At 51.6% G+C, this 16,759-nt stretch carries 15 protein-coding genes; 7 read left to right on the top strand and 8 right to left on the bottom strand.

The genetic code is table 11. The features are described 5' to 3' along the window. Nucleotides 1-17: 17 nt before the first annotated feature. From hemA to CUZ56_RS00670, 5 genes are all read right to left on the bottom strand, one after another. Entirely contained in the window at nt 18-1,019 is a 1,002-nt protein-coding gene (gene hemA, locus CUZ56_RS00690) for a glutamyl-tRNA reductase (protein WP_126977249.1), read from the bottom strand. Between the two features lie 320 nt (nt 1,020-1,339). Next, nucleotides 1,340-1,597: a YjhX family toxin gene (locus tag CUZ56_RS00685; protein ID WP_126977247.1), complete on the bottom strand. Its 258-nt coding sequence runs from the start codon at nt 1,595-1,597 to the stop codon at nt 1,340-1,342. A 311-nt stretch (nt 1,598-1,908) separates the two neighbouring features. Beyond that, a complete protein-coding gene (locus CUZ56_RS00680; protein WP_126977245.1) occupies nt 1,909-2,553 on the bottom strand; it encodes a hypothetical protein in 645 nt (214 codons plus the stop codon). Continuing rightward, a complete protein-coding gene (locus CUZ56_RS00675; RefSeq protein ID WP_126977243.1) occupies nt 2,550-2,972 on the bottom strand; it encodes a DNA polymerase III subunit chi in 423 nt (140 codons plus the stop codon). Before CUZ56_RS00675 ends, CUZ56_RS00680 begins: the two co-directional genes overlap by 4 nt. A 139-nt stretch (nt 2,973-3,111) precedes the next feature. Continuing rightward, entirely contained in the window at nt 3,112-4,656 is a 1,545-nt protein-coding gene (locus tag CUZ56_RS00670) for a leucyl aminopeptidase (protein WP_126978481.1), read from the bottom strand. Between the two features lie 32 nt (nt 4,657-4,688). On the opposite strand from CUZ56_RS00670, the gene lptF reads away from it, so the two are divergent. The 4 genes from lptF to CUZ56_RS00650 all read left to right on the top strand — a co-directional run bounded on the left by lptF (nt 4,689) and on the right by CUZ56_RS00650 (nt 10,309). Next, nucleotides 4,689-7,010: an LPS export ABC transporter permease LptF gene (gene lptF / locus CUZ56_RS00665; RefSeq protein WP_126977241.1), complete on the top strand. Its 2,322-nt coding sequence runs from the start codon at nt 4,689-4,691 to the stop codon at nt 7,008-7,010. A 55-nt stretch (nt 7,011-7,065) separates the two neighbouring features. Continuing rightward, complete coding sequence (locus CUZ56_RS00660; RefSeq protein WP_126977239.1) at nt 7,066-7,587, top strand: hypothetical protein; 522 nt, start codon at nt 7,066-7,068, stop codon at nt 7,585-7,587. Between the two features lie 170 nt (nt 7,588-7,757). Next, nucleotides 7,758-8,702, top strand: a complete 945-nt coding sequence (locus CUZ56_RS00655; RefSeq protein WP_126977237.1) for a CysB family HTH-type transcriptional regulator — start codon at nt 7,758-7,760, stop codon at nt 8,700-8,702. Nucleotides 8,703-8,761: 59 nt separating this feature from the next. Further along, entirely contained in the window at nt 8,762-10,309 is a 1,548-nt protein-coding gene (locus CUZ56_RS00650; RefSeq protein ID WP_239441914.1) for an NAD(P)H-hydrate dehydratase, read from the top strand. Nucleotides 10,310-10,333: 24 nt separating this feature from the next. Here CUZ56_RS00650 and ligA read toward each other — a convergent pair whose 3' ends face one another. Further along, complete coding sequence (ligA, locus tag CUZ56_RS00645; protein WP_126977235.1) at nt 10,334-12,484, bottom strand: NAD-dependent DNA ligase LigA; 2,151 nt, start codon at nt 12,482-12,484, stop codon at nt 10,334-10,336. A gap of 475 nt (nt 12,485-12,959) precedes the next feature. Between ligA and CUZ56_RS00635 the strand changes: the two genes are divergently transcribed. After that, the gene (locus CUZ56_RS00635; protein WP_126977233.1) at nt 12,960-13,586 is read left to right on the top strand and encodes a hypothetical protein; all 627 of its coding nucleotides are present in this window, start codon (nt 12,960-12,962) and stop codon (nt 13,584-13,586) included. 596 nt (nt 13,587-14,182) lie between these two features. Here the strand turns inward: CUZ56_RS00635 and CUZ56_RS00630 are convergent. After that, nucleotides 14,183-14,383: a hypothetical protein gene (locus CUZ56_RS00630; protein WP_126977231.1), complete on the bottom strand. Its 201-nt coding sequence runs from the start codon at nt 14,381-14,383 to the stop codon at nt 14,183-14,185. 280 nt (nt 14,384-14,663) lie between these two features. On the opposite strand from CUZ56_RS00630, the gene CUZ56_RS16245 reads away from it, so the two are divergent. Next, nucleotides 14,664-15,599: a CatB-related O-acetyltransferase gene (locus tag CUZ56_RS16245; RefSeq protein ID WP_126977229.1), complete on the top strand. Its 936-nt coding sequence runs from the start codon at nt 14,664-14,666 to the stop codon at nt 15,597-15,599. A gap of 208 nt (nt 15,600-15,807) precedes the next feature. Then, nucleotides 15,808-16,149, top strand: coding sequence for a hypothetical protein (locus CUZ56_RS00620; RefSeq protein ID WP_126977227.1), 342 nt, complete (start codon nt 15,808-15,810; stop codon nt 16,147-16,149). A 92-nt stretch (nt 16,150-16,241) separates the two neighbouring features. Here CUZ56_RS00620 and CUZ56_RS00615 read toward each other — a convergent pair whose 3' ends face one another. After that, the gene (locus tag CUZ56_RS00615) at nt 16,242-16,652 is read right to left on the bottom strand and encodes a secondary thiamine-phosphate synthase enzyme YjbQ (RefSeq protein ID WP_126977225.1); all 411 of its coding nucleotides are present in this window, start codon (nt 16,650-16,652) and stop codon (nt 16,242-16,244) included. Nucleotides 16,653-16,759: the final 107 nt, after the last annotated feature.

Here is a 16,759-nt window from a genome sequence, read left to right as displayed (position 1 = left end):
AACACATATGGAACGTCTTATGAAGAAGCCCGCAGCCGCTCGCGATACACATACCACTGCTGAAAACGGGCCAGATATTCTTCATGAATACTGCGGATCGCAGATATTTTTTGCTTGTCCTGCGCATCAACCACAGCTTTGGGCAAAGTATCCACATTCCAGTACCGGGCAACCCCAGGCAGATTCACGGCTTCGGGTTCAATGTCGCGCGGTACCGCTAGATCCACCAAGTAACGCGGCCTCCTTTGGCAGGCTGCCAGCTTTTCAGCCTCCACCACGTAGTGCGGGCTGCTGGTTGCACTGACCAGAATGTCACAATCATTGACAGCGCTGTAAAGTTCTTCAAACGGAATCATCCGGCAGCCCTGTAAAACATGGGCCTGCACCTGCCGGTGAAAACGAAACGTAGCGGTCACCTGACACCCCTGTTTCAGCAGCATATCGGCCACGGTCCGGCCAACCTCGCCATTGCCAATCACAATGGCCTGCTGTCCTGTGAGGGTGCCGGCATGGCCTGCCAATGCCTGCACAGCGCACTGGGCCACAGAAACATCCACCGGATTCAGCGCAACCAATGTACGCGTTCTTTTCCCTGCGCTGATGGCATTGCGAAACACCGTTTCCAAAACAGCGTCCATACCACCTGCTTCGCGTGCAACCACCACAGCCGCCTTGACCTGCCCCAGAATCTGGTTTTCACCTCTGACCTGTGACTGCAACCCGCTGGCCAGTTGCATCAGATACATGAGCACATCATGCCCCTGGCAACTGGTGAAATAAGGACGGTATGCATTCACCGGCAAATCCACCAGACTGCACAGCATGGCCGCAGCATCCGGCGAAAAATCGTCCCCGCAGGACAGATACAACTCGGTGCGGTTACAGGTTGAAAGCAACAGACACCCCTGCACACCTGCTTGCTGGGCTATCTGCTGAACATGTTTTTGAACAACCTCGTCTGAAAAAGAAAACCTCTCCCTGACAGAAAGGCTGGCTGTTTTGTAATCGACTCCTGCCATGAAAATATTCAAGACATCGTCCTCCAATTTGATGGAACGTTTCTCGTGGGTACTTCAGCTTTGGACAGCCCATTGTCTCCATGTCTTTTATATTTTTTTGACTGCGTGCATGCAGGTATGCTGTCTGGTTCCTGATTCTATACTTGTGCCATTACCACTGCAACCGCGGTTTTATTGACTCCTGCTGTCCCCGCGGCCAGCCCGCAGCATTAAAGTGCAACAGCGTCCCCTCTAAGCATTTATCCATGCTTTAAGCGTCGGTATAAAGCCAGCATAAAAAATAAAAGGCAGCCATGTGGCTGCCTTTTGGAACATCAGCTCTACTGGTTATCAAGCTGAGGCCTGACAGCTTTCAGGCCGGCAGCCGATATGCGGTAAGGATGACCATCTTGAGAACGAATTAACCGCTTGGTTCTGAGTTTTTTAAAAACCGCCAGTGTGCAGTCGGTCAGTATCATGCCCTCACGGGTATAGCATTCGACTTCTGTCACCCGACCGGAATCATCACGGAAATGGACAATACGACCGCCTTTGGCCAAAGCATGTAAGGTACGTTGTTCCAGTTTGGATACGTTCATATTGGAAACCTGTTGTAGTAATCGTGTATGCAAACAAGGCGTAACGCCACCAGGCGCCTCGCCACTGATTCATATGGATTCGATAACCGGAAAACTCTGTTGCCGAGTTTCGGTTATCTGATTACTACATGCTCCAACATCCAAACCTTTCAGATGAATAATAAAGAAACTGCATGGCGCAGATCTCTGCCGGGAATTTTATCACGTCTACAGACAATTCCAAGCAGTTTCATCCATTCGCCATGTCTTTTTATGTTAGATGGGAAATGATACCGAACCTCCTGCGCCCTCTTTCCCTCTTTAATCCCTCTTTAATTCTTCTGCCGCAACCGTTCCAGCTCCTCACGGGTGGCCTCTGCAATACCCTCCCGCATGATCTTCAGCAAATCATCCTGTATGTGCGAAATCAGATGCTCGGCAAATGTATCCAGCAATGGAAAAATCCGCTCCTGAATGTGCTGCTCAATACTCTGCTCAATACGCACCTTGGCTTTGGCAGAAATGCGCTCGGACAGCGCAACCAGCATCAGATCGCTCGGGCGCAAAGAGTCCGGTGCAGCAGCCGGATTGCGTGACAAGGGCGAAAACACATTCTGTGCCTGCGGCACCGCCATCAGCGCCTCGTCATCCAGCATGGGTTCCGGTCGCGTTTGAGCGCTTGGCGCTGCAGGCGACGGTGAAGCTGGTGACATTGCCGCCGATGCAGCATCAGGAAAAACATTCACCACTCCGGGCCCGGTCTTGCGAGGGCTTCCCCCGGGGCTCCAGAAACTGCTCAGTGGTTCTTTGCGCTCTTCTTTTGCCATCGCCGGAGCGGGCGCAGATTGACTGCTATCAAACCCGGGCTCGCGTTCTTCTTCCTTCTGCAAAGTCAAATCCATCTGTTTGGGAGAAGAGATCACTTCCGTCAGTGTCGGGATGAATTTGCCTGCTTTTCTATCTGGTTCCGCACTCATGCATTAACCTCATACGTCTGAATAGGATAACCTCTGGAACTGTAATGCCGCCAGCGCTGGCGGGCCGGTGTACGGTCAGACATATCGGTACCAACCAGTTCAATCAGCCGCAGGTAACGTTCAAAACCATCGGGCATGCCAAACCCCAGATTCACCAGCACATCGGCGTGAGGCGACTGACGCGCATCAGGGGTCAATACAATGGTTGTACGCTCCAGCATCGCCGGGGTGGCTGAAGCACTGCAATGGGGCAAAAACTCAAGTTGGTCAAATGTCCATAAAGTGTCATCCAGCAACGTCAGCAAATGCTCATCGCCTGTGACAGTGATTTTGGCACCCTGTTTGGTCGCCTTGCGCAGCAAGCGGCACGCATAGACCACTTTGTCCAGCACATTAAAATGAAACGCCACATTTGTCATATCAGACGGTATCCCTGCACCATACGCTCAAAACCAGCACATTACATGCGTTATCATACAGGCACATACACCCGTGTGTCACGCACCGGATTCGTGCATTTTTCATGTAAATGCCTGTAAAAACCAACCAAAAGAGACTTTATACACGTCCAGATGTTTTGCCGGATCTGGATTTGGCCCGTTTGGCACGCGGTTTCACTTCCGGCTGCACGGCTTGTGCGCTGCGGTTCAGCAGGAAATGGATTAACAACGGCACCGGCCGCCCCGTAGCCCCCTTCTGAGCGCCACTCTTCCAGGCTGTTCCTGCAATATCCAGATGGGCCCAATCATAAGCCGCAGCAAAGCGCTTGAGGAACATGGCCGCTGTAATGGCACCCCCATCGCGCCCCCCCACATTGGCCACATCGGCAAAGTTGCTTTTCAGGGCATCGGCATAGTCGTCATCCATCGGCAACGGCCAGCACGGGTCTCCTGCCTGTACGCCCGCGCTGTACAGTTCATTTTGCAAATGTTCATTGTTGCTGAACAAGCCGCTGTTGACTTTCCCCAGCGCAACCACGCAGGCACCAGTGAGCGTGGCAATGTCAACAACCGCCTGAGGCTGCAAACGCTCTGCAAAAGTCAAAGCATCGCACAGAATCAGACGGCCTTCGGCATCGGTATTCAGGATTTCGATGGTCTGGCCCGACATGCTGGTTACCACATCACCGGGCTTCACCGCCTTGCCATCGGGCAGATTTTCGCAACTGGCAATCAGCCCGACCACGTTCAGCTTGGGTTTAAGTTGTGCCAGGGCTGCAAATACACCCAATACGCTGGCAGCGCCGCACATGTCAAACTTCATTTCGTCCATGCCGGCAGCAGGCTTCAATGAAATACCGCCGGCATCAAACGTAATACCCTTGCCCACCAGTACCACCGGTGCTGCGCTGGCGGCTGCGCCCTGGTACTTCATCACAATGAAACGCAGCGGCTGTGCGGAGCCCTGGGCGACTGCCATCAAGGCACCCATGCCCAGCTTCTCAACTTCTTTAGGCCCCATGACCTGGGTTGAAATCTTCGCAGAGGATTTGGCCAGTTTCTGGGCGGCCTGTGCCAGCATCGTGGGTGTGGCGTGGTTGGCCGGGCGGTTACCCCACTCTTTAGCCCAGAACACCCCTTCTGCCATGGCGGCCCCCTGGGACACGCCCTGTTTTAACACCGCCAAATCTGCACCAATGAACTGCAGGCTGGTCAATGCGCGTTTCTTTTCTTTCACACTTTTTGTCAAACGGTACTCATAGGCCGCATCTGCTGCGGCAAGCACCATTCTTTCCACCATCTGCGCGTCCACGCTGCTCACACACTCCAGGCACAGAACCGCTTTTGCCACACCGCGCTTTTTCAGCTCCTGCACCGCTGAGGCAATGGCCTTACCCATTTCTTTAGGACTGGCCCCTCCAGCACCTACCAGCAACAGCCTGGGAGCCTTGAGTTCCGGCAGCCGACGTAACAGGAGACAATATCCGGCGCTTGTCTTAAAATCACCATCTTGGAGTGCTGCTTCCATGTGGGCATAAACATCAACCGAAATGCTTTTAAGGGCATATTGCCTTTGCGCATTGTCTGGAATGGGGATAATAAGGGCTTCTGTATTTATCTGGTTCACTTGTTGAACCGAACCGACTGAAAAGTCTAAATTCATCATAAATTTGCTTTCTATACAAACATCAACGGATGCTATTTAATTCCTCAATCCGCAAAGAGCTCGCCAGAACCTATGCCGCTACTTTAGTCGTGCTGCTGACCATTGTGATTACGGTCATGCTTATCCGCACACTCTCCATGGCTTCCAAAGGCTCAGTATCCCCTCAGGACGTGATGATTGTCCTGGGTTATGTGATGCTCGGATACATGCCTTTCCTGCTCTCCTTGGCCTTGTTTATCACTATTGTATTCGTCCTGTCGCGAATGTACCGCGACAGTGAAATGATTATCTGGCAAAGCGCAGGGGCAGGACTGCCACGCCTGATCAAGCCCATCATGCTGTTCAGCTGGCCGATTGTGGCGGGCATTGCTGTTTTGATGCTGTTTGTCTGGCCATGGACCAATTCGCAAATCACCAATATCGGCCTGCAGTTTCAGCAACGCAGTGAAATCAGCCGCATTCAACCGGGCCAGTTCCAGCTATCAACCAGCGGCAAACATGTTGTTTTCATTGAACAGCAAAGCAAAGCGCAAAACGAAGTTGAATACCCACAGGGCAAAAACGTTTTTTTATACACCAACGACATCGAAAACAACAAACGCTCGATCACCACAGCTCAGACTGCGCATGTTGAAACCCGCGACAGTGACCGGTTTCTGGTGCTCACAAACGGGCAGCAACTGGAATTCAACAACACCACCCAGATGCGCACGCTGCTGACATTTGACACCTATGCCGCGCTCATCACCGATGGCAAAGCCATCACCAACCCGAATCAAAAAGCCAAAGAGCTCTCGACTGAAACCCTGCTGATGGACCCGACAGCGCCCAACATGGGTGAGCTCTCGTGGCGCCTGGGCCTGATTCTGGGCACGATCAATCTGATTTTGATCGCCATCCCGCTGGGACACGCCAACCCGCGTACCGGGCGCAACACCAACCTGCTGTATGCCCTGCTGACATTTGTCATTTACTTCAACCTGATCAATCTGGGGCAAAGCTGGATCAGCAGCGGCAAATACTCCCTCTTGCCCGTTATGCTGGTTATCCATGGAACCATGTTTGCCATTGCCCTGTTTTTTATGCTCAAACGGCAGAATGGCTGGGTACTCTTTCCCTGGTTGAGCGTACGCCGTGCGCGGCAAAAATCCGGCAAAAGCACTTCCGCAGCGCAAAAGGATAAAGACGCCACATCAGCAGCGCCCAAAGCCAAAAAACGGTTAGGCGGCTGGGGGCCGCTATATACAGTGCGGCGCCTGTTTTATGCAGAAATCGCTTCTGCCATCATGCTGGTTGCACTGGGTTTTCTGGCACTCTTTTTCTTTTTTGACTTCATTGAAGACATGGGCGACATGGGGCGCAAAGGCTACCAGTTCCACCATGTGGTCGTGCGCAGCCTTTTTCTGGTTCCTGGGCATTTATACGAGCTGATGCCCATTGTCGTTCTCATTGGTACCATTTTTGTACTTTCACGCATGGCGCAAAGCTCAGAATTTACCATCCTGCGAACCAGCGGCCTATCCCCCAGCAGAGCGCTGAAATTGCTGGCTGGCGTCGGGCTGGCTGGTGCCATACTGACCTTTTTGCTGGGAGACGTGATCAACCCGGCCGTGAACCGGCTGTCCAATCAGTTCATGGAAAAGTTCTACCTGTCTCAAGGGCACTTTGAAAGCACAATCAAAACCTTGCGGGCAGCCTGGCTGAAAGACCGTGACGACCAGTATTCATATGCGGTCAGCGTTTTCCAGACCTCGGATAATGCGCTGGTCAATATCAACCTGTATGCCTTTAACAGCGACAACCAACTGGTTACCTGGACCAGCGCCCCAACAGGAACGATCAACGACAATGGCACCTGGACTTTAGAAAACGCCACCCGCTCAACGCTGGTTGATCCGGGAACACCTGAAGCCCATATTGAAGACCTGCAAGAGCAAAACATCGTCTGGAAGAATAACCTGGCATCCGAGGTGGTGTCCATTGCCACACAAAAAGATAATGGCATGTCGATATGGGCACTCTACCGCTACATTGGCCATCTGACGGACAATGCGCAGGATGCGAACTCTTTCTCCTTTTTGCTGTGGCAAAAAATACTGTACCCGTTCTCGTGCCTGGTCATGGTCATGCTGGCATTGCCGTTTGCCTATCTGCATTTCAGATCAGGCGGCATCAGCACCAAAGTATTTGGCGGCATCATGATCGGTATCAGCTTTGTGGTCATTAACAGCATGTTCGGCCACCTGGGACAACTGAACCATTGGCCCCCCTTCATCTCTGCCGGTGCGCCCAGCTTGATATACCTGATTGCATCTCTGGCAACGTTTACCTGGCTAGTGCGTAACCGTTAACCCTGGCGCTTCGTTTATTTTTGATGCAGGTAACATAGATAAAGAGGTCTGATGAATGGCAAAAGGATCACAGAAAAAAATAAAGGCGTTCTGGTCAGAACTGATGAATGCCCATCTGCCCGATTACGCACCTTACGTTGAAAAAAATGATTATCTGTTCAACAGTGAAAAAGCCTGGTGGAAGCATAAAGAACACATGGCGCTTTTTATCATTTTTTCGCCCAGTTCAAAATATACCGACCAATTTTGTATTGAGCTGGGGTGGTCAAGAAAGAAACGTTTCCCAGAGTTGCCAGTGCGACCGTTCATCTCTACCAGAGAAGATATTTCAAACCCAGGCAAATTCGAGGAAGCCACGTTACGATTGCACAGAATCAACCCAGAAACACATTTCAGCCAAGCGTCAGTGCATGATGAGGCCATAGACATCACTGATCCCAAAGCCCTCGATCAGATTTTGCATGAGCCTGTGCCAGACTTTGCTCAATACAGCGATGACAATTACCAGGCTGTGCTCGAACAGCAAATGCAGTTATTGTTAAAGTATGGCATCCCTTATCTGGATGGGTTGCAATAGCGGCTTCATGGTGATTTCATTGCAATAGGCCAGGCCTCATAAAGCAGTGGGCCATATTCAATGTGCCACGTTGCCTGAAAGCAACCTTTTCTCTGACAAGTTGCCCACAATAGACACAATATTTTTCCATTGATGCATAATGAATCAAATTTTAATATTAAATTTGATATATGAACCTACATCAACTGCGTTTTGTGCAGGAAGCTGCACGACGCAACCTCAACCTCACAGAAGCAGCCAAAGCCCTGCATACATCGCAGCCAGGGGTTTCCAAAGCCATCATCGAGCTTGAAGATGAACTGGGCATCGAAATTTTTGCCCGCCATGGCAAACGCCTCAAACGCGTGACCGAACCTGGGCAGCATGTGCTCGATAGCGTTGAAATCATCATGCGCGAGATCAACAACCTGCGCCGCATTGGAGAAGAATTTTCCAAGCAGGACAGCGGCACCCTGTCGATTGCCACCACACATACACAGGCGCGTTATATCCTGCCCGGGCCGGTCTCTGCCTTGCGCCAGGCGTATCCCAAGGTGCATATCAGCCTGCACCAGGGCTCTCCTGCACAGGTGGCGCAAATGCTCATTGATGAGGTGGCAGAAATCGGCATGGCCACAGAATCGCTGGACAGCTACGAAGAACTGATCACACTGCCCTGCTATGAATGGCAGCACTCTCTGGTGGTGCCCAAAGACCACCCGTTAGCAGAAAAAAGCCGGATTACCCTGGAAGACCTGGCCAGCTACCCACTGATTACCTATCACCCGTCCTACACAGGCCGCAGCCGTATCGACCATGCATTTGCACAGCGCAACCTGCAACCCCATATCGTGCTGGAAGCCATTGACTCTGACGTGATTCAAACCTATGTCAAACTCGGCATGGGCATTGGCATCATCGCTGAAATGGCCATCGACCAGGCCGGCTCAGAAGGTCTTGTCACGCGGCCTGTGGGAGACCTGTTTGGTTTCAATCTGGCACGGGTAGCCTTTAAACGGGGGGCCTACTTGCGCAGCTTCACCTATATTTTTGCTGAACTGCTTTCACCCCGCCTGCCACGCGATCTGGTGATCAAGGCGCTGGAAGGCTCACCATCAGGAGACTACTGCCTTTGATCTGGCCTGATGCCTAGCAGAAAATTTGAGATTGCAGTCAATCATTAAAGTACAACGATATGAGCATGCAACGCCTGTGTCCTCCCGCACCCTCATTGCCCGTCCATGAGGACCCTTTTCTGCTGCTTGATGATCCCTTTCTGCTGGCAGATACCGCCACAACACGTCATGTTGAAACCCAGGCACTGGCAGCAGTGCAGCCCGGCGAAACATCGCTGATGCAGCGCGCAGGGCATGCGCTGTACCGGCTGATCATGGCACGCTATCCCCATGCACAAAACATCTGGGTGCTTGCAGGAGCAGGCAACAATGGTGGAGATGCCATTGTTGCCGCTGCCTGGCTGCACAAGGCAGGCAAGCAGGTGCACGTCACCTGGCTGGGCTCTCCCGCGCAAATGAGTTCAGATACAACCAAAGCGGTTGCCGCAGCGCAGCAGGCCGGGCTGGCCTTGCACCCCCTGGATTCAGAAGTAACACTGCCTGCCATTGAACTCATGATTGATGGGCTGCTGGGCATAGGGCTCACACCGGATCGGCCCGTCAGCACAAAAATTGCACAGATCATTGCTGCCATCAACCAGTTACCGGCCCCGGTTGTGGCGGTTGACCTGCCTTCCGGGCTGATTGCAGACACCGGTGCCATTGCCAGCTGCTGCGTGCGGGCCGACACCACACTGACCTTCTTATGTGCCAAGCCCGGCCTGTTTACAGCCGAAGGACGTGCTTACAGTGGCGAAATCTGGCTGGACACACTTGACATGGCCCTCAGTGCTCCCTTTCCGCCAGTTGCCCGGCTCTGGACAGGTGTACTGCCTCACCCGCCACGCGCTCACAACACCCACAAAGGCAGCTTTGGCGATGTCGCTGTTGTCGGGGGAGCTGACAGTATGACAGGGGCAGCCATTCTCGCCGCCCGTGCAGCCATTGGCGCAGGCGCAGGCCGTGTCTATGTCAGCCTGCTCACACAATCGCCCGCAGCCATCGCACTGGATACCTTGCACCCCGAACTGATGTTTCGCACCATCCAGCAACTGGATATCTCCAAATTAACAATTGCCTGTGGCTGTGGTGCCGGGCAGGAGGTTGCGCACGTTCTGCCCGAGCTGCTTCGAAAATGCCCCCGCCTGTTGCTGGATGCCGATGCACTCAACGCCATCGCAGCTGACGCTGCATTGCAGCAGTTGCTCAAAGCCCGAGCACCAATGCAGATGACAACAGTCATCACCCCGCATCCGCTGGAAGCGGCCCGGCTGCTGAACATAACGGTAGACCAGGTGCAAACCAGCCGCTTAAAAACAGCAAAAACACTTGCACAGCATTTTGGCTGCATTTGTGTGCTCAAAGGTTCAGGCACCATCATCGCGACACCCAGACAAATATCGCTGATCAATATCAGCGGCAACGGGGCACTGGCCACTGCCGGTACCGGCGATGTACTGGCCGGATGGCTCACTGGACGGTGGAGCGCATTTCCTGATGAAGCACTCCAACACAACATGGCCTGCGGTGTATGGCAACATGGTGACGCTGCTGACCGCTGGCAACAGGCCGGACACACCGGCCCGCTGCCAGCCAGTCAGTTGATTGACTGGCTGCTCTGCGCTTAAGCCTATAGCAACGCCAAAAAAGCTTCAGTTGCTTTCCAGCAGTGCCAACAGCGCAGCTTCATCCAGCACAGCAACCCCCAGCTCCTGCGCTTTTGCCAGCTTGGAACCGGCTTCAGCACCAGCCACCACATAACTGGTTTTTTTGCTGACAGAGCCACTGACCTTGGCTCCGGCTGCTTCCAGCTTTTCTTTGGCTTCTTCACGGCTGAGCGTAGGCAATGTTCCAGTCAGCACAAACGTCATACCGGCTAAAGGTTTCGGATGATCGGCTGCCGGGTCCTGATCCTGCCAGTGGATGCCCGCAGCCCGTAGCTGCCGGATCACCTCACGGTTATGCGGCTGGGACAAAAATGTATGCAGGCTCTGTGCGACAACCGGCCCCACATCCTCCACCTCCAGCAGTTGTTCCTGCGTTGCCGCCATGATCCGCTCCAGCGAGCCAAAATGCTTGGCTAAGTCCTTTGCGGTACTCTCCCCCACATGGCGAATGCCCAGTGCAAACAAAAACCGTGGCAACGTGGTCTGCTTAGATTTTTCCAGCGCATCCAGAATATTCTGCGCGCTGCGCTGCCCCATGCGATCCAGCCCGGCCAGTTGCCCCAGCGTCAGCGCATACAGGTCCGGCAGTGTGTGCACCAAAGCCTGCGTTTCTCCGACATTCAGCTCATGCTGTTCACCGCCTGCCGTCAGTGCCGCACTATCTTCATCCTCCGCACGGTCAGCCTCTTCGCTGGAGGAAATACCAATCAACTGGTCTACCAGTTTTTCACCCAGGCCGTCAATGTTCATCGCCTTGCGCTGGGCAAAATGCAAAATGGCCTGCTGCCGCTGTGCCGAACAGAACAACCCGCCGGAACAGCGCCAGTCCACCTCGCCCTCTTCGCGCACAATCGCGCTCTCGCATACCGGGCAGCGTCCGCCCAGTTGCTGTACCAGGCTCCATGGCGTCACATCCATACCGGCAGGGCGGCGCGCCAGCACCACGCTCACTACTTCCGGAATCACATCCCCGGCACGGCGCACCACCACGGTATCCCCCACATGCACATCTTTGCGCTGCACTTCATCCTCGTTATGCATGGTTGCGTTGGTCACCGTAACGCCCCCAACGAACACCGGTTCCAGCTTGGCAACAGGCGTCAGCTTGCCGGTACGGCCAACCTGCACATCAATCGCACGCACCACCGTCATCTGCTCCTGTGGCGGGTATTTGTGGGCAACCGCCCAGCGTGGCTCACGCGAAAGAAATCCCAGTTCCTGCTGTAACGCCAGTGAATTCACCTTGTAGACAACGCCATCAATATCAAATGGCAACTCACCACGCTGCTGCTCAATACGCTGATGAAATTCAATCAACCCTTCAGGCCCCTGCACCACCGTTCTGTGCGGGTCCACCGGCAAACCAAATGCCGCAAATGCTTTGAGCATACCGTCATGTGTGGACGGCTGATCTGCCCAGCCCGCAATCTCGCCCCAGGCATAAGCAAAAAAACTCAGCGGCCGCTTAGCCACAATCTGCGGGTCAAGCTGGCGTACCGTGCCCGCCGCTGCATTGCGCGGATTGACGAACGTTTTTGCCCCCTGCTGTCTTTGCATGTTATTGAGCTTTTCAAAAGCATCATGGCGCATATAGACTTCACCGCGCACTTCCAGCACTGCCGGCACTTTGCCCTGTAAGCGCAGCGGAATCTGGCGAATGGTACGGATATTCTGCGTCACATCTTCGCCAATTTCGCCATCCCCGCGGGTCGCCGCCTGCACCAGAACACCCTGTTCATAACGCAGGTTCATGGCCAGGCCATCAAATTTCAGTTCGGCCTCGTATTCAATTGCAGCGTCTGCCTCAGACAGCCCCAACTCCTTACGCACACGCCGGTCAAAAGCGCGCGCGCCCTCAGCAGTGGTATCCGTTTCAGTATGAATTGAAAGCATCGGCACCTGATGACGCACCGATGCGAAACCATCCAGCACTCTGCCAATAACCCTTTGCGTCGGGGAGTCTGCTGTTCTCAGATCAGGGTGCGCCTGTTCCAGCGCTTCAAGCTCCTGAAACAAACGGTCATACTCTGCGTCCGGCACCGTCGGCTCGTCCAGCACATAGTACTGGTGCGCATACTGCTGCAACACCTCACGCAGCCATGCAGCACGTTGCTGCAATTTTTCATCTACCGGCATTCTTGCATTCCATCATTCAAACAGGTTGCATGATATCGGAAAAGACACATCCCTGAGACAAAGCGTCCTACCAGCACAAAGATACCATGGCACTTGCTTATATCTGGCAGATTGATTAGAATATACGCTTGATTTCTTCTGCTGGGGAGTGGTGCGAGAGGCCTAAGCCGCTGGATTCTGAATCCAGTTTTCGTCGGTTCGAATCCGACCTCCCCTGCCAGTAAAAACAACAAGTTACATCATCTATACACCCATCTGATTCTGCTCATATTAACACGGTGTAAATAAAACTCCCAAAAGACACGCATCTGCACAAAAAACTTGCCAAATTGTGTGAGTTGTCGTTTTTGGCAAGCTTCCGCTTCTAGCACATCAAGTTGAGGTATCGAATAAGAAAGCAGCCCCTAGATTCACAAAATCAAGTTTCTTGGGTGCGCCATGCCGTTAAATTTACTTATCATCAAAAGCAATCACAATGAAAAAACAAGAATGGGTGATGTTAGGCAAAACCATGGCGCTGGTCATGGTGGCTGTGGCGTGCATACTGGGGCTGAGCTTTTGGCTGATTCTGCATGCGGACATGAGCTTTGAGCAGACCTTGAATCTGATACTGGTCAGTTTGATCGCCTTGATGTTTCCTGTGCTGCAATACGCACAAGCGCGTTGGCAGTGGCACACCAAAGACGTTCCCCCCAATAAAGTCCCCGCATGGATGTCGCAGCAAACCGCGCACTTGCCAAAAATCGTCAAGCCGTGGTCGCAACGTTTGCTGGAAATGGGATTGCAAATAACAGCAATGCTATTGCTGCTGTGGTTGTTTGGCTCTTACGCTACCCAGCAATATCTGATAGATTGGGCCAACCATTACCAACTCCGTTCCGGTACGTATCTGGTGTGTGTGGCATTGATCGGCAGTTTACCGATAGCTTTACTGGCACTGCTGGTCTCGGCACTGTTGCATTACACAGCAAAGCGTTGGGATGTACATGGCTTGCGTTACCAATTGTGGCGCAACTGGCTATGGGCGTATGTGTTGTCATTTGCAATATGTCTATACATTATTTTGCTGGCGGGACTCATGATAGAGCGATATTTGCAATAGCCTGCAGCCACAACATAGAATATACCAATAGGAAAACCGCCCCTCAAAGCGGTTTTCCTTTCAGAACTGACTGTTTTTTACCAAACAGGCGTTACGCTCAACATAATCAGCCTCATAGCGCGTGACCATTGTGTTTAGACTCCTGGCAAGGACACGCGCTCAGCCAGATGGCTTTTCTAACTGCCGTCTGAAACGTAACACCTCTGCATATAACTTTTTTCTCCTTATCTATCACCTCATATTTAACGCCGTTAAGCTCAACTGTTAACCTGTTTCTGTCAAGGTAACTTTGCAGCTCATTTGCAATGCCCATAACGATCCTCTGCTATGTTATTTTTATATGCCTATCCTAAACAGTAAAGCAGGTTAGGTGAAATACAGCATGCCAATAGATAAACCACAATCTGGTATTACCACCTGAGAATGGAATAATGCATCACAATGATTAATTCTGGACGGTATTCCCGCTCCAGGCTCAAAGCGACTTTGACTGCCCAATAAAAAACCGCCTCAATGGCGGTTTATCTTTGAGTGGTCATCACGTTTCTTCATAGCAAAGTAGCGTTCTTGCCCTCATACAGGCTTTACGCTTTAGGTCATAGTTTTTGCTTCGCTTTCGATCCCTGACAAGGGCACACACACAGCCACATCGCCTTCCTGACGGCTGTATGCACCGTTGCTCCTGTACAAATGGCCTTTCCTTCCGGATCAAGCACGATCACCCTGGAACCATTCAAATCAACAGTCAGATTGTGTCTATCAAGATAGCTCAGCAAATTTTTGGCAAGTTTCATCATACGCCCCACGTACCTCTCTATACTATGCGGATGATGAACAATGAGGGACAAACGTCTTTGTAGCTGACTAGCATTCTGGTCTTACCAACTTCTGCCTCGAAAAATCTATCTCTTATACGCCACAGTACGCATCACCTTCAGTTGATGGGGTAGACAAAAAAGAGGAACTGAGCACAACTTTATTGCCTTTATCTGCGATTGCGGCCATTTTCGGCATGCAAATGACCCAAAGTGCTGCAATATAAACAAAGTAAAGGGCGGCAGTAACAGTTACCGGGTAATGACGCTGCCCAAAGCTGCCGGTTCACAATCGGAACCAATCCATTTTGCAATCCGGCCTATCCACACTATCGCACCGCCATTTTTAGGCGAAATGCTAATATCGCGCGGCAATACCCCGCCAACCCGAAAATGCTGCAAAGCGGACTTCTCAGGTTTTTACCGGCAAACTGCTCACAGCCTATCAGACCAGGAGACATTCAACATGCTTAGAAATGCAACAAAAAATAAAGAAAACGGCAATAAAGAGATTGCCAATGATGTGCTTTTAAAAACCATCCAGAAATTACAGGCCGAAATTAAATTGCTGGAGGCCAAAAATCTCAAGATTGTTTATTCCAACATTGAAGGAATAGCCCTTGGCAAAAATGTATCCATTTCCGAGGGGTGCAGCATTGAGAAAAATGTCAGAATCGGAGACTATACCTATATACGCCCGGGAACTTATATTCGCGCAAACTCGACTATTGGAAAATATTGCTCCATTGCATCATCTGTTCAGTTGGGGCCAATACCGCATCCGACCACGTGGATGTCAACCCATCCGTTCCAATACACCATTGATGAAATCGAACCTAACGTTTCGGCAAGAAAAAAAATCTACAAATATAAAACCCGGTTAAGCTGCACCATCGGCAACGACGTCTGGATCGGTGCCCGGGCCATGATCAAACCTGGCGTTTCCATTGGAGATGGTGCCATCATAGGCGCACATGCCATCGTCACCAAAAATGTACCTGCCTATGCCATCGTCGGCGGGGTACCTGCCAAAGTGATCAAGCGCCGCTTTAATGATGATACGATCAAAGAGCTACTCTCTCTGAAATGGTGGGACCTGCCGTTTGAAGTTTTATCCTCCGGTGAAATTGATTTTGACGACATACACAAGGCCATCACAAAAATCAAGGAGCTTAAATCCAGCCGCCAGCCACTTTGAATGAAAACCGCCACAACAGGCGGTTTATTTTTAAACCCATCGGCTGATTCATACATCTACGGGCTCATCCGCCAAGCCCCTGATCCTTCCTTAATCAATACATCCTAAAGGTACATGCACACAAAAGTCACCGTAACATGAATCTTTGCCCAGATGGACTAAAATAGCATCACCGTTTAAAGGAAAAGTTAGCCCAAAAGGAAACTCTATGAAAGATCCAATCTATTACATTTCAGCCGTCAAGTATGAGGCCGACAAGAAAAAGATCCTCTACGCAGTGGTCCACTGTCTGGTCAATGCAAACATGACCGGCGTCTTGAAAGCCAACCACCTGATACGTCTTCCGCCCGGCATGATTGTTTCACGTGATGAGATTGTGAAGGCCATTTTGCATGGACAGGCCATTGCAACTATTTCCATGAACCTCTCGAATTTCTCTTTTGATGTCGAGAACTCCGTTTACCTCATTTCAACTGATGGCGCTGAAAATTATGTGAACATCTCTAACGAAGGCAGTCAGGATGATTTAGGAAATATCACTGAACTGTGATTTATAAGCTCCATTTCCCCCCGGAGCTTACTTCCTCCAATCCGCTGATCAAATGAACAACAGCACAGACAGCGGAGCAAAAACCAACAGGCTTAACCGATCACAGTGGCAACCAGATTCCTCACCTGTGCATGGCGCCTGAACTCACAAAGATAAATGCCTTGCCATGTCCCCATATTCAGACGGCCATGTGTAACAGGAATATTCAATGAAGCTCCCACCAGAATTGATTTGGCGTGTGCGGGCATGTCGTCCGCCCCTTCCAGCGTATGTGTATAGTAAGGCTCGTTTTCACGTACAAGATAATTAAAAATCTGCTGCAAATCAACCCGTACAGCACGGTCTGCATTTTCATTGATTGCCAGAGCGGCTGAAGTATGCTGAATAAATAAATTAAGCAAGCCGGCTTGCGGCAAAGATGGCAGGTGCCGTAAAACTTCGCTGGTCACCAGATGGAACCCCTGGCCAGGGCTGTGAATGGCAAACTCTGTTTGATGAATCATTTTTACTCCTCACTGCAAACAGGATGTGATAAATCCGCTCATCTGCAATACATCATTCCCTGCCGCCAACATACGCTGAAACACCATTGAAATATTGGCTGCGCTAC

This window comes from Saezia sanguinis, assembly GCF_003991585.1.
GTDB classification, from domain to species: domain Bacteria; phylum Pseudomonadota; class Gammaproteobacteria; order Burkholderiales; family Burkholderiaceae_C; genus Saezia; species Saezia sanguinis.
The sequence above is the reverse complement of the archived record's forward strand: the minus strand, read 5'-3'. Positions and strand labels throughout refer to the sequence as shown.

Coding starts and splice junctions, on each gene's coding strand:
- hemA (WP_126977249.1), bottom strand. CDS start 1,019: ATGGCAGGAGTCGATTACAAAACAGCCAGCCTTTCTGTCAGGGAGAGG.
- CUZ56_RS00685 (WP_126977247.1), bottom strand. CDS start 1,597: ATGAACGTATCCAAACTGGAACAACGTACCTTACATGCTTTGGCCAAA.
- CUZ56_RS00680 (WP_126977245.1), bottom strand. CDS start 2,553: ATGAGTGCGGAACCAGATAGAAAAGCAGGCAAATTCATCCCGACACTG.
- CUZ56_RS00675 (WP_126977243.1), bottom strand. CDS start 2,972: ATGACAAATGTGGCGTTTCATTTTAATGTGCTGGACAAAGTGGTCTAT.
- CUZ56_RS00670 (WP_126978481.1), bottom strand. CDS start 4,656: ATGAATTTAGACTTTTCAGTCGGTTCGGTTCAACAAGTGAACCAGATA.
- lptF (WP_126977241.1), top strand. CDS start 4,689: ATGCTATTTAATTCCTCAATCCGCAAAGAGCTCGCCAGAACCTATGCC.
- CUZ56_RS00660 (WP_126977239.1), top strand. CDS start 7,066: ATGGCAAAAGGATCACAGAAAAAAATAAAGGCGTTCTGGTCAGAACTG.
- CUZ56_RS00655 (WP_126977237.1), top strand. CDS start 7,758: ATGAACCTACATCAACTGCGTTTTGTGCAGGAAGCTGCACGACGCAAC.
- CUZ56_RS00650 (WP_239441914.1), top strand. CDS start 8,762: ATGAGCATGCAACGCCTGTGTCCTCCCGCACCCTCATTGCCCGTCCAT.
- ligA (WP_126977235.1), bottom strand. CDS start 12,484: ATGCCGGTAGATGAAAAATTGCAGCAACGTGCTGCATGGCTGCGTGAG.
- CUZ56_RS00635 (WP_126977233.1), top strand. CDS start 12,960: ATGAAAAAACAAGAATGGGTGATGTTAGGCAAAACCATGGCGCTGGTC.
- CUZ56_RS00630 (WP_126977231.1), bottom strand. CDS start 14,383: ATGATGAAACTTGCCAAAAATTTGCTGAGCTATCTTGATAGACACAAT.
- CUZ56_RS16245 (WP_126977229.1), top strand. CDS start 14,664: ATGACGCTGCCCAAAGCTGCCGGTTCACAATCGGAACCAATCCATTTT.
- CUZ56_RS00620 (WP_126977227.1), top strand. CDS start 15,808: ATGAAAGATCCAATCTATTACATTTCAGCCGTCAAGTATGAGGCCGAC.
- CUZ56_RS00615 (WP_126977225.1), bottom strand. CDS start 16,652: ATGATTCATCAAACAGAGTTTGCCATTCACAGCCCTGGCCAGGGGTTC.